11 protein-coding genes are annotated in these 12,114 nt (G+C 42.3%); 2 read left to right on the top strand and 9 right to left on the bottom strand.

Annotated features, from left to right (window positions below; all coding sequences use genetic code 11):
- Entirely contained in the window at positions 1-942 is a 942-nt protein-coding gene (locus tag ACXAFE_RS06295; protein WP_475150184.1) for a LysR family transcriptional regulator, read from the top strand.
- Between the two features lie 64 nt (positions 943-1,006).
- Here the strand turns inward: ACXAFE_RS06295 and ACXAFE_RS06290 are convergent, their stop codons facing one another.
- The 7 genes from ACXAFE_RS06290 to glk form a co-directional block, all read right to left on the bottom strand.
- Entirely contained in the window at positions 1,007-1,339 is a 333-nt protein-coding gene (locus ACXAFE_RS06290; RefSeq protein WP_475150181.1) for a membrane lipoprotein lipid attachment site-containing protein, read from the bottom strand.
- A gap of 104 nt (positions 1,340-1,443) precedes the next feature.
- Complete coding sequence (locus ACXAFE_RS06285; RefSeq protein WP_475150178.1) at positions 1,444-1,722, bottom strand: hypothetical protein; 279 nt, start codon at positions 1,720-1,722, stop codon at positions 1,444-1,446.
- Positions 1,723-1,801: 79 nt separating this feature from the next.
- The gene (gap, locus tag ACXAFE_RS06280) at positions 1,802-2,806 is read right to left on the bottom strand and encodes a type I glyceraldehyde-3-phosphate dehydrogenase (protein ID WP_010560259.1); all 1,005 of its coding nucleotides are present in this window, start codon (positions 2,804-2,806) and stop codon (positions 1,802-1,804) included.
- Position 2,807: 1 nt separating this feature from the next.
- Positions 2,808-3,437, bottom strand: a complete 630-nt coding sequence (locus ACXAFE_RS06275) for a bifunctional 4-hydroxy-2-oxoglutarate aldolase/2-dehydro-3-deoxy-phosphogluconate aldolase (RefSeq protein WP_475150174.1) — start codon at positions 3,435-3,437, stop codon at positions 2,808-2,810.
- A gap of 12 nt (positions 3,438-3,449) precedes the next feature.
- Positions 3,450-5,312: a phosphogluconate dehydratase gene (gene edd / locus ACXAFE_RS06270; protein WP_010560261.1), complete on the bottom strand. Its 1,863-nt coding sequence runs from the start codon at positions 5,310-5,312 to the stop codon at positions 3,450-3,452.
- Positions 5,313-5,773: 461 nt separating this feature from the next.
- The gene (locus ACXAFE_RS06265; protein WP_475150166.1) at positions 5,774-6,790 is read right to left on the bottom strand and encodes a LacI family DNA-binding transcriptional regulator; all 1,017 of its coding nucleotides are present in this window, start codon (positions 6,788-6,790) and stop codon (positions 5,774-5,776) included.
- A 15-nt stretch (positions 6,791-6,805) separates the two neighbouring features.
- Positions 6,806-7,771, bottom strand: a complete 966-nt coding sequence (gene glk / locus ACXAFE_RS06260; RefSeq protein WP_475150163.1) for a glucokinase — start codon at positions 7,769-7,771, stop codon at positions 6,806-6,808.
- 249 nt (positions 7,772-8,020) lie between these two features.
- On the opposite strand from glk, the gene ACXAFE_RS06255 reads away from it, so the two are divergent.
- Positions 8,021-9,040, top strand: a complete 1,020-nt coding sequence (locus ACXAFE_RS06255; RefSeq protein ID WP_105171502.1) for a LacI family DNA-binding transcriptional regulator — start codon at positions 8,021-8,023, stop codon at positions 9,038-9,040.
- Positions 9,041-9,061: 21 nt separating this feature from the next.
- Here ACXAFE_RS06255 and ACXAFE_RS06250 read toward each other — a convergent pair whose 3' ends face one another.
- Together ACXAFE_RS06250 and ACXAFE_RS06245 are read right to left on the bottom strand one after the other, a co-directional pair.
- Positions 9,062-9,553: an energy transducer TonB gene (locus tag ACXAFE_RS06250; RefSeq protein ID WP_475150158.1), complete on the bottom strand. Its 492-nt coding sequence runs from the start codon at positions 9,551-9,553 to the stop codon at positions 9,062-9,064.
- A gap of 138 nt (positions 9,554-9,691) precedes the next feature.
- A complete protein-coding gene (locus tag ACXAFE_RS06245; protein WP_475150153.1) occupies positions 9,692-12,097 on the bottom strand; it encodes a glycoside hydrolase family 15 protein in 2,406 nt (801 codons plus the stop codon).
- Between the last annotated feature and the right edge of the window lie 17 nt (positions 12,098-12,114).

The following is a 12,114-nucleotide window of genomic DNA, read 5'->3' as shown; positions in this document are numbered from 1 at the left end:
ATGAATATTAGTAAAGTCGATTTAAATCTGTTGGTGTATTTAGATACCCTGCTAAGAGAATGTAATGTGACGCGTGCCGCGAATCAGTTAAACATTACACAACCAGCTATGAGTAACGGTTTAAAACGCCTGCGAGCACTGTTGAACGACCCGATATTAGTAAGAACCAGTGACGGCATGGTACCGACTGAACGCGCTAAAGAGCTACAGCCTGTGATCCGCGGTGTATTATTAACGCTTGAAGAAACACTGCAACCTAACCGCGATTTCGAGCCAGCAAGCAGCAATCGCGTGTTTCGTATCATGGCCAGCGACTACGCTGCAAGCACCCTAGCACCTATGTTGTTAAGCCGCTTACAATCCTTAGCCCCTGATACAACGCTCGATATTGTTACGCCAAGTGATGTTACCTTTCACGATGTAGAGAATGGCAAAGTGGATATGGCGATTAACCGGTTTGATAATTTACCGCAATCGTTTCACCAAAAGCGTATATGGAAAGACAGTTTTTCGTGCGTGGTGAACGCCAATAATCCGGTGTTAGAAAACTACAGCTTAGATGCATACTTAAAAGCCCGTCATATTTGGGTAAGTAAAACAGGTTTTGGTGTAGGTGTAGGTATGGATCCTGCCGATGTGCAAAAACTTGGCTGGGTTGACGAAGCACTTGCTCATTTTGGTAAACACCGCAATATAGCCTCATTCACTCGTAATTACCATGTGGCTATCCACCTTGCCAAAGCACAAAATCTAATAGCCACGCTACCAACCAAAGTAGCTAAAATTTATGAAAGTGATAATGCGCTAAAAATAGTCGAACCGCCATTCCCTATTCCACCGTTCGAACTCGATATGATTTGGAGTCCATTGTTGCACCGTGATGCGAGCCATATTTGGCTGCGCCAACAAATTGCCGATGTAGCCGAAACGCTTTCAAGCTAACTGAAGCCGTTTATAACGTATAAAAAAGCCGACAAACAGTGTCGGCTTTTTTTTAAATGGTAGATTATTCCTCGCGTTTGGTGAGCTTAACACCATCGACTGTCATGACCCACTCATCGTTTTCAATCGAAGGTGGTTTTGTTACATCAAAGGTGGTCGTTAAAAATCCTATACCCACAATGAAATCATCCCCTTGAAACTCTTTAAGTGGCCCATTAACCTCGGTGCTACCGCCGCCCTTTAGGCGCTTATAAGATACTGTGCCGTCAGGTAAGATTAGCAAATACATTTCTTTACTCGACCACTCCCCAGCATACGATAACCTATCATCCGGTAACGGTTCGCTACATGCACTTAAAAACAATAAAGCAAAAATAACCAACAATAATTTTTTCATATTCCCTCACAAAAACTAAAATAAAAAATAAAAACAAAATAAACGTAAATAACATTGAGTGATAATTCCCATTTTATAACACGCCTACAGTGACCATAAAACTTTTATAACTTAGAGTCTGACGCATTTGTTTCAAGTAAACGATAAATGGCATACAGATAAAAACACGGATAAAACCCACCAATAAATAACACTAAGCTGCTCGAACTAAGTAAATCAGTAAACGTAAGTGCCTTAATATCCTGCTTAAGTGACATTTGGTCAAACATCAGCCAAAGGGCAAAAAACAGTAAAGCGAAATGAAGAAGTGAAAATGCGATAACGCGCAATTTAGACTTGGCAATTGAGTGCGACCATGTCGCAGGCTGTGATGCTAAACTCATAAACAATCCTTTGTTTTTTAGCATTGTAAAACAAAAACGGCTGCAGATGCAGCCGTTTTTACTTAGTCGGTAGAGTAAATTATAAAAACTTACCTAATGCTGTTACTTGGTCGAGCATGCGGTTTGAGAAACCCCACTCGTTATCGTACCAAGCCATTACTTTGACTAATTTACCATCAACCTTAGTTTGCGTTGCATCGAATACCGATGATGCTGGGTTGTGGTTAAAATCAATTGATACAAGTGGTGCTTCGTTGTACTCAAGTACTTCTGCCATTGCACCTTCAGCTGCTGCTTTAACCGCTGCGTTTACTTCTTCAGCTGTCGTGTCACGCTTAGCAACAAAGGTTAAATCCACAAGTGATACATTGATAGTTGGTACACGTACCGCCATGCCGTCTAGCTTACCAGCAAGCTCAGGTAATACTAAGCCTACTGCTTTTGCTGCGCCCGTTTTAGTTGGGATCATGCTTTGTGTTGCACTACGTGCACGGTATAGATCGCTGTGGTACACGTCCGATAGGTTTTGGTCGTTAGTGTAAGCATGAATTGTTGTCATGCTGCCTTGCTCAATACCAATAGTATCGTTAAGCGCTTTAGCAACAGGCGCTAAACAGTTAGTTGTACACGACGCATTTGAAATAATAATGCTATCAGCGTTTAATACATCTGAGTTAACACCGTGCACAACCGTTGCGTCCATATCTGTGCCTGGCGCTGATACGATTACACGTTTTGCACCCGCTTCAATGTGCTTTGCTGCTGCGTCACGTGATGTGAAAAGGCCAGTACATTCAAGTACAATGTCCACTGCTAAATCAGCCCAAGGCAAGTTCGCAGGATCGCGCTCTTGCACTAATGCAATTTCGTCGTTATCGATAACCAGTGTGTTTTCAGCAAGCGTTACTTTTTTACCAAACGTACCATGTACTGAATCATACTGTGTAAGGTGTGCATTTACGTTCGCTGGTGCTAAGTCGTTAATTGCAACAATTTTAATTTCTTGTTCGCGATTTGACTCATAAAGCGCGCGTAATACGTTGCGTCCAATACGGCCATAACCGTTAATAGCTACTCTGATCATCTTATTCACCCTCATTCACTCTACTTGCTTGGCGCGCTAACTCTTCGATTGCTTGCCAGTCTTTATTTGCGATTAATTCTTTATCTAACATCCAAGTACCACCTACACACACTACATTTGGTAGTGCTAAATAGTTAGGCGCACTGGCAAGGCTTACACCGCCAGTTGGGCAAAACTTAACATGTGGTAGTGGACCAAAAATTGACTTCAACATTGGCACACCACCGGCGGCTTCTGCTGGGAAAAACTTTAAAAAGCCAAAGCCTTTTGCTGCCAGCTGCATCACTTCACTTGGTGTTGCGGCACCTGGTAAAAATGGCACATCAGTTTCACTGGCAAGCGCTAACAACTCATCGTTAACACCAGGGCTCACCATAAAATCAGCGCCCGCTTCAATTGATGCGTTAAAAGTTGCTTTATCTATTACAGTGCCTGTACCAACGTACGCTTCTGGCAATGCGTGTTTAATTTGTTTAATTGCTTCTACCGCTACAGGTGTACGCAGGGTAATCTCTAATGCGCGCAAACCACCGTTGTATAATGCCTTTGCAAGTGGCACTGCATCTTCAAGGTTATTAATAACAACAACAGGGACTACCGGTGCTGCTTGAAGAATTTTTTCAATACTCATTTTTACTTCCTGTTATTGGTTTGTATTTGGGTAGATAAGACCAAATGCACTGGCACCTAAATCTGCGCTAGATACTGTTTGACGAATGCCTTCAAACAACTCACGGCCTGTACCAAATGTCTGAACTTGTTCGCTGATTTCTATTTCACGCTGTGCAAATTCATCATCAGCAACATGCACTTTTAATACGCCATTTGGTGCATCAAGTGTTACCACATCACCTTCACGGATTTTTGCGATAAAACCACCCTCTACTGCTTCTGGCGCAAGGTGAATAGCCGCTGGCACTTTACCTGATGCGCCCGACATGCGGCCGTCAGTAACAATCGCTACTTTAAAGCCTTTGTCTTGCAGCGTTGCCATAATTGGCGTTAGCTTGTGAAGCTCCGGCATACCTTTCGCTTTAGGGCCTTGCTCTTTAATTACCGCGATAAAATCAGTTTCAAGTTCGCCGCGAGCAAAGGCATCTTGTAATCCTGCTTGCGAATTAAATACTTTTGCAGGCGCTGTCACTGTTTGATGCTGCTCTTGTACCGCAGAAACTTTAATCACTGCGTGACCCAAGTTACCCGTTAATAGCTGCAAGCCGCCTTGCGGGTTAAATGGATTTGTAACTGGGCGAAGTACTTCTTCATCGTGTGAATTTTCTGGGCAATCTTGCCATTTCACTTTCGCTGCAATTTGGTTGTCGGTAGCAATTACCGAAGTATCAATTACTGGCTCTTTGGTGTAATCGTTTAGGCTATTACCAACAATGGTCTTCACATCTTCGTGTAAGAAGCCGCCTTTTAATAACTCTTTCACTAAGAACGGTAAACCACCTGCTGCATGGAAATGGTTAACATCTGCCGAACCATTTGGGTAAACACGTGCAAGCAGTGGTACAACTTCAGAAATATCTGACATGTCTTTCCACGTAATTTCTACGCCTGCTGCTTTTGCCATTGCAACTAAGTGAATTGCGTGGTTAGTTGAACCACCCGTCGCAAGTAAGCCGACTAAACCATTCACAATAGTTTTTTCACTGACAATTTCACCAATTGGATTAGCATCTTGGCTGGTGATCAGCTGGTTAAGCATCATTTCTACCGCGTTAACCGTTAAACCATCACGTAATTCTGTATATGGATTTACAAACGAGCTGCCCGGCAGGTGCAGACCCATAATTTCCATTAACATTTGGTTAGAGTTAGCGGTACCGTAGAAAGTACACGTACCTGCACTGTGATATGACGCACTTTCTGCTGCTAATAATTCATCGCGACCGATTAAACCTTGAGCAAATTTTTGACGTACACGCGCTTTTTCTTTATTTGGTATACCTGAAGGCATTGGGCCTGCTGGTAAAAAGTAAATTGGCAAGTGACCAAAAGACAGCGAGCCAATAACAAGGCCCGGCACAATTTTGTCACACAGACCTAAACAAAACACGCCATCAAAAACGTCGTGCGACAGTGAAACAGCCGTAGACATTGCAATCACATCACGGGAAAAAAGTGAAAGCTCCATGCCATCACGGCCTTGCGTTACACCATCACACATAGCAGGTACACCACCAGCAACTTGTGCAGTGGCATTAAATTTGGTTGCAACCTTTTTAATTAAATCTGGGTATTCTTTGTAAGGCACATGCGCTGAAAGCATGTCGTTGTATGAATTGATAATACCAAGATTCGGTTGTTCGTCTTTGGTTAATAATGCTTTGTCTGAGCTTGAACAGGCTGCCATTACGTGTGCAAGGTTACCGCAACCTAAGCCAGCACGTACGCGTTTTTTAGATTTAGCTGCTGTCATACGCGCTAAATACGCTTGACGCGTTGCTTTACTGCGTTCAATGATTCGTTCGGTTACTTCTTGGATTCTTGGGTGTAGCATTTTCGCACTCATTCATAAAGATTTGGGAAAAAGGCTCAGTACTTAAATTAGAGACTCCTGCTAGTCTAAGTACCGAGCGACTTTGTCTACCCGTTCAAAGGTCCGATATCGAGCGTCTCTCACAACCACTCTATGACACCGGTGTCACATTATTAAAACCGATCCATGACACCGGTGTCAACCCTAATTTTAGTGCTTTTCTTGAGAACTGCCCAATTTATCTACAATAAAAAGCATGAATTGAGTTCAACAAGTGACAATGACATTAAAATGACAGAAAGAATAATTTACGAGGAACGCTTAGACATAAGGCAATAAAGAGAAAACGCGGCAAAGGTACCGCGTATTGCTGCTAAGGTATTAGTGAAATGCTTAGCACCTCTTAAATAAAAGAAACGCTTTGTTTTAACTGGGAATTATCGACCGTTATTTTCGTAAGGCGTGAAGCCTTACGTGAAGAATTATTTTTGCACAGGCGCTGTAGATTCACGCTCAATCAATTTGCCAGCGAACACTTCTTCGATGTCTTCGCTTTCAGGCGCATTGATCTTATCGATTAATAAGTTTACCGCACGAAATGTCATATCTTCTACCGGTTGTGCAATCGTTGTTAGACCCGGCCAAATATGGCGTGCAATCGGGGCATTATCAAAGCCTGCAATTGACAGCTCATCAGGCACTTTAAGTGACATTTGCGAGGCGACTTTTAATACCGCTGCCGCCATGTAATCATTCGACGCAAATACCGCACTTGGTCGAGCTGCTGATTCAAGGATTTGTCGCGCACTGTCTTCACCTGAATGATAACTAAAGTTACCCTCGGCAACTAACTCACTTTTAAGGGTTATGCCCTCTTCGTTCAAGGCATCAACATAGCCGGCGAAACGCGCTTCGGTAGCACTGTGATCTGGGTGACCTTTAATAAACGCAATATCTTTGTGGCCAAGTTTTAGCAATAACTTGGTAATATCGTAAGCCGCTTGCGTATCGTTACTTTTAATCGAAATTGATTGGTCTTCTAAGGTCACTGGTGCAACGCGCGCATACGGAATATTGCGTAGCTTTAAATGGCCTACTAACTCTCGGTTATCTGAAAATGGTGGCGTTAATACAATCCCATCTAAGCGAGATGTGCTAATAAGTGTTTCAATATTATCAATAAGTGGTTCGCCGCGCAGTTCACATGGGTGAATTAGCAAGTTGTAGTTGCGCTCTTGGCAGGCTTCTAACGCGCCTGACTGTACACGGGTGATATAACTTTTTGACGGGTTATCGTACAAACAACCAATGATAAAACTGCGGTTATGTGCAAGGCCTCTTGCAATCGGATTAGGACGATAATTTAGCTCTTTAAACGCTTGTTGAACCTTCTCTCGGGTCGCATCAGACACGTTTGGCTCGTTATTAAGCACGCGAGATACCGTCTTTTTTGATACCCCAGCGTGTTTGGCCACACTATTTATCGTCACTTTTTCCATATAAATCTCTAATTATTACTTCGTATCTAAACTGGCAGCCGCACCCAACAACGGAATATTGTCTTGAGTGATTAAAATTACCGGAATATCGTTAACAATGTGCTGCATTTTTCCTTTTGCAACAAAACGTTTTACAAACTCACTCGCCAGTAGCTTATCTTGAAAACGGGGCAAAATACCGCCGCCAATATACACACCACCGGTAGCGTTAAAGGTTAGGCTCAAATCACCTGCCACAGCGCCAATCCAATCGCAGAATTGGTTGAGTGTTTTTACACAAATGTCGTCATCATTTGCGAGCGCCAATTGTGTAATTGTTGGCGCGTCAAAGTTCTTTGCTGTTTGCCCATGGACTTTTGCCATCGCACGGTACAAGTTTTCAATGCCCTGACCGGAAAATACATGTTCAACCGAAACATGTTCAAATTCTTCGCTTAATGCAGTAATTAAGTTGCGTTCAAGTTCATTACATGCCGCTAGGCTAATGTGACCAGCTTCACAGCTCAATACCACATTCTGCTCTTCGCCTTTCACAAGTGCGGCAGCGCCAAACCCAGTACCTGGACCAATCACTGCAATATTACCATCGCTGTGACTATGCCCTTCTTTAATAACTAAGTTTGCAGTGTTATCAATGTAAGGAGATGCGTGTGCAAATGCAGCAAAGTCATTGATCACTTTAAAATTAGCAAAGCCGAATTGCTGTTTAATATCGCTTACATTAAATTGCCAACCTAAGTTAGTTAAAAAGACCGTGTCTTTTTTACGTGGACCCGCAACGGCAAAACAGGCATTGTTGGGCACGCTTTCTAGCGTATCAATGTAGGCTGCAACAACATCAGCAAAGCTATCGAAGTCTAAACTTGAAAATTTTTGAATGTTGTTGAATACAATTTCTTTTGTCGTTTTATCAAACGCTGTAACGAGTGCAAAGCGTGCATTTGTACCGCCAACATCCGCAACTAATATAGGCTCAAACATATTAATTCTCTCAATTGAATTAGCTAATTTTTAAGTGCAGCAATTGCAACTCGTACGTAGTTATATCTTGCCCTGCTACAGACAATCAACTGAATGGCAACAAACCCAATTGACTTCGGTTAAGTTGACTAATTATGACACCGGTGTCAGATTAAATTCAATATCTCATCACATAAAGTTAGTTTTTTTATTAAGTTTATGGCTAAAATACCGTCTAAATTAGCGTGTTTATCATAAAAAGGTGCACAGTTGAGTAAATCCAAAGCCACATCGTTCGATATTGCCCACTATGCTGGCGTATCACAATCTACGGTTTCGCGCGCATTGCGCAACAGCCCGTTAGTGAACGAAGAAACCAAAAAGAAAGTCTTTGAGATTGCCAAAAAACTTAATTACAAAGTCGATAAAAACGCCAGTAACCTGCGTACGCAGCAAAGCAATACTATTGCACTGTTACTATTTGAAGATCCCACCAGCGATGAATCGATGATCAATCCGTTTTTTCTATCAATGTTGGGCTCAATCACCCGTGCCTGTGCTAATCAAGGTTATGATTTGCTCGTGTCATTTCAGCAAATGGATCAAGACTGGCAAGCGCAATACGAAGACAGTCACCGCGCTGATGGCTTAATTTTGCTAGGCTACGGCGATTACATAGATTACCAAGCGCGACTTGCCACACTATTACAAAACAACACTAAGTTTGTATGTTGGGGCGCACGTGTTGATTCGCGCCCAGAGCTTTCCATTTCCTGTGATAACTATTTTGGCGGTGAGCAAGTTGCAGAGTTTTTAGTTGCGAAAAAACGCACTCAATGTGCATTTATAGGTGATGCATCAGAACACAGCCCTGAATTTTTCGCCCGTTTTAATGGCTTTAAAGATACGCTTAATAAGCATGGCTTAGATGTTGATGCGCGCCAGATTATTAATGCCATTTCAACCGATGAGTCAGGCTATAACGCCACCAAGACTTTGCTTAGCTTAAAACGCCCTATTAATGCTATTTTTGCTGCCAGTGACTTAATTGCAATTGGCGCTATTCGCGCAATCAAAGAAGCGGGATTAAATGTACCTGAAGATATTAGCGTGATTGGTTTTGATGATATTCCTGTTGCGAGCTTTACTGAGCCCGCACTCACCACAGTTAATCAAAGTACGTCTGTTGCGGGAGAAATGCTTGTGGCGAATTTATTGGCACAATTAAAAGACGAGCCACCAGCACAAACCCAACTAAAGCCCACCTTGGTTGTGAGGCATTCGGCATAAAAAAGGCGCTTAACGCGCCTTTCAAAATGCTACTTCTTTACTTATTAAAGTGCCAACAGATGCCACAACATCATTGCCAGGACATTGACTCCTTGCAATTAATTTATTTATTGCACAATTTCCTTTTCCATCTTCTAAGCAATACTCAAACCGAGTTCGGAGCTTTATAGGTATATCTACTCCTGCTCCACTTAACGATTGCCAGTTCCATTTAGGAATAACGTTTTTTGCCTCTCTCGCAAAGCTTTTATGCGTAGAGTTTATTAACGTTATATCTTCAATTTTATATTCCGCTGTTACTACATATTCAATTGTTGCACACCCTTGCTTGCGCGAAACCACTTGATCTTCAGGATAACGTGGTGCAAATCTCTTTACTGAATTAAACTGCAATAATTCCGAGAAATCGTTTGATACGCTTAAATCAGCGTATTTATGACTTTCTTTATCAGCAGTTGAGTTACACCCGAATAAAACAATTGCTGTCGCAATGTAAATCAATCTTTTTGCCATATACACTCCTTGTAAATTAATAATCACAAATAGGAACGTTATCACTTAAAAACATGTTTTTCAAATAACTGACTGCAGCGCTTTCAGAAGTGTTAGTCTTTGAAACTGAATTAAAAAAGGCGCTTAACGCGCCTTTTTTTAATTCAGTTTTTCTTTGACTACTGGGTAGTAATCCCAAACTTGTTTGTCTGACATTGAACGCAATAACTTAATGTATTCGGCGTGTGTCCATGCAAGTGGTGTCGCTGAATTTGTGCCTTCGCCAAATGTGTAATTATGCGGGTTAACACCAACACCATCCCACACTTGCTCTGGCAACATTAAGCCTTCGTTGGCAAATTGTTCCATGCCTTTTACATAGGTTTGCGTCAACACGGCTTGCTGTTTTGCATCGAACGCATCAGATTGCACGAGTTTTGCAATTTCATAATGGCCTCGTTCACCGGTAAAGAATGGCCAAACACGTCCACGCTGCCCTGGAGTGTTATTGCCGCCTTCGGCGTAATTGGTGCCAGTAAATTCGTCTTCACCATAACCGTCATTACCATAACGGCGCCAGCCTGGGAATTGCCCCTCTACTCCCTCAAAAGTAAAGTTATATTTTACTTTGAGGTTTTCAGGTAAATTTTGTGCATCATATTCATCAAGCGTATCAATAATATGCCTATCCTCAGCGCTTCTTACCCCATAACGCACAAGTTCCAAAAAGCCGCCATCCAAAATGCTTTGTTTGACTAACCCTTTGCGGCCATTGTTATCGCCTAGCACAGTCGCAGAGTTTGCATCGTCATCTTGGCTAATGCGTACATAATGCTGGCCGTTTGATGCATCACTCGGTAACGTACTTTTAGTGGTATACATGCGCGATTCAACTTTGGCGTTGTAATCTTTTGCTACATTTAAGTACTTAGCAGCCAAGGCGTCATCGCCTGCCAGATTTGCAATTTCACTTGCAGTAATAAGGCCAGCAATTACAGCAGCTGTGGTTGATGGCGAATGCCCCGCTTGCTCTTCCCAACGTTCTTGCTGAGTAAATGGCGGTTTTATTTCAGTGTCATTCCATAAAATTTTAGCAAGACCACCTTCAACTAAAAAATCTGCTGCAGGTTTGAGCATTTTGTTAAACCAAAGGATCAACTCTTCTTTGCTAAGCACATCGGCAAGATAAAGCTTCCAACCAAGCATAATTGGCATCGCAGTTTGGTCCAGCTGAACACCCACCCACTCCAGCTCACCGTCAACATGAGTCTTTTGTAAGAACCAGCCCGTATCACCTTGGTTACCCGGTGTTTTATCAGTCACTTGTACTTTTTCTAAATATTCAAACGCCGTTTTCGCGGTGGCTTTATCACCCATAGCTAAAAACGCCATTGCTACTTGGTAGAAATCACGTACCCAAACCGCTTTGTATCCGGTATGCCCTTTAATTGCTGGTACGGTATCGCCCCATGGGTTTGACAGTGATGCAATCAATGCGCCCGCATGTGTTTTATCTTCCTGCGCTTTTAACACTAAGGCACTGGCATACGCTAAACGGCCATTATCGGCTGATTGTGAGCTTAGCGCTTCGAGATCAAGCGACGCTAAATAGCCTTGCCAATCAGCACCAAATTCAGTTAATAGTGCTTGGTAACCTTTTTGTTGGCTTGCGTTTGCTGAGGCAATACTGTCATCTAAGGTGTTACCAAATGAAAGTGTTAAATCAAATTCTGCTTTGCTTGATGTGCTACCAAGTAAGGCGTCAAGCGACACGTTGCCAGTTTTATCACCGGTTGTTGCATAGCTTGTGAACGTTTCGCCCGATTTCATTTGTGATATCAGATCAGATGTACCAACAAAACCCACACTTGCTTGTTCAAATGCTGTGTTACTTGAAAGTGTAAGGTAATTGTCGCCATCAACTGCTACTAATTTACCCCCTTTTACCATGGCTTTATCGCCAACACCGTTGTTATTCACATACGGGTTAGCATGAACATAAAGTGATAATGGCTCGCCTTTAAGTGATTCTAATGCCACTTTTACAAACAATGTTTGGTTGTTGCTATCAGTAAAAATGTGTTTTTCAATTTTAAAGCGGCCTTGTTTGTCAGTGTTTGTTAGCTTGTAAGCAAGTGACAATGGTCTGCCTAATTCGTCTTTTTGTAGGTAGTCAATTTGCCATTGGGTATCATCAAGTTCTGTCGCAATGAAGTTGTCACCTTTAACAACAAATTGCATTTCTTTTAACTGTGCTTGATGAATTAAACCAAACATGGTTTCGGTAATAATCCCCTGCGCTAATGAGAACCACACTTTTGAAACGGGACCTGTTGACGCTTTATCGCTGTAACTGCCATCTAAATATGCTTCGTAGCTGGTACCAATGCCGGTTTTGCCTGAATAAGCCCAGAACGGTTTGCTACCCGGCGCGCCTGGTGCAGTTAAATTGTTTTGCGCTGTACTTGCTGAGTTAGTTTTTGCCACTTCAGCACCACAGCCTGAAATTGCAAGTGCTACAGCACTTGCAAGCAATGATTGTTTAACAAATTTAGTTTTAAACATGGTTAATTTTTCACTTG

It is taken from the genome of Pseudoalteromonas sp. ABV4_021 (genome assembly GCF_056159365.1).
Note: the sequence above shows the minus strand (reverse complement) of the source record. Positions and strands in the feature narration are given on the sequence as shown.

Bases quoted from the DNA above. Each gene is read 5' to 3' on its own strand.
- ACXAFE_RS06295 (WP_475150184.1), top strand. From the start codon at position 1: ATGAATATTAGTAAAGTCGATTTAAATCTGTTGGTGTATTTAGATACC.
- ACXAFE_RS06290 (WP_475150181.1), bottom strand. From the start codon at position 1,339: ATGAAAAAATTATTGTTGGTTATTTTTGCTTTATTGTTTTTAAGTGCA.
- ACXAFE_RS06285 (WP_475150178.1), bottom strand. From the start codon at position 1,722: ATGAGTTTAGCATCACAGCCTGCGACATGGTCGCACTCAATTGCCAAG.
- gap (WP_010560259.1), bottom strand. From the start codon at position 2,806: ATGATCAGAGTAGCTATTAACGGTTATGGCCGTATTGGACGCAACGTA.
- ACXAFE_RS06275 (WP_475150174.1), bottom strand. From the start codon at position 3,437: ATGAGTATTGAAAAAATTCTTCAAGCAGCACCGGTAGTCCCTGTTGTT.
- edd (WP_010560261.1), bottom strand. From the start codon at position 5,312: ATGCTACACCCAAGAATCCAAGAAGTAACCGAACGAATCATTGAACGC.
- ACXAFE_RS06265 (WP_475150166.1), bottom strand. From the start codon at position 6,790: ATGGAAAAAGTGACGATAAATAGTGTGGCCAAACACGCTGGGGTATCA.
- glk (WP_475150163.1), bottom strand. From the start codon at position 7,771: ATGTTTGAGCCTATATTAGTTGCGGATGTTGGCGGTACAAATGCACGC.
- ACXAFE_RS06250 (WP_475150158.1), bottom strand. From the start codon at position 9,553: ATGGCAAAAAGATTGATTTACATTGCGACAGCAATTGTTTTATTCGGG.
- ACXAFE_RS06245 (WP_475150153.1), bottom strand. From the start codon at position 12,097: ATGTTTAAAACTAAATTTGTTAAACAATCATTGCTTGCAAGTGCTGTA.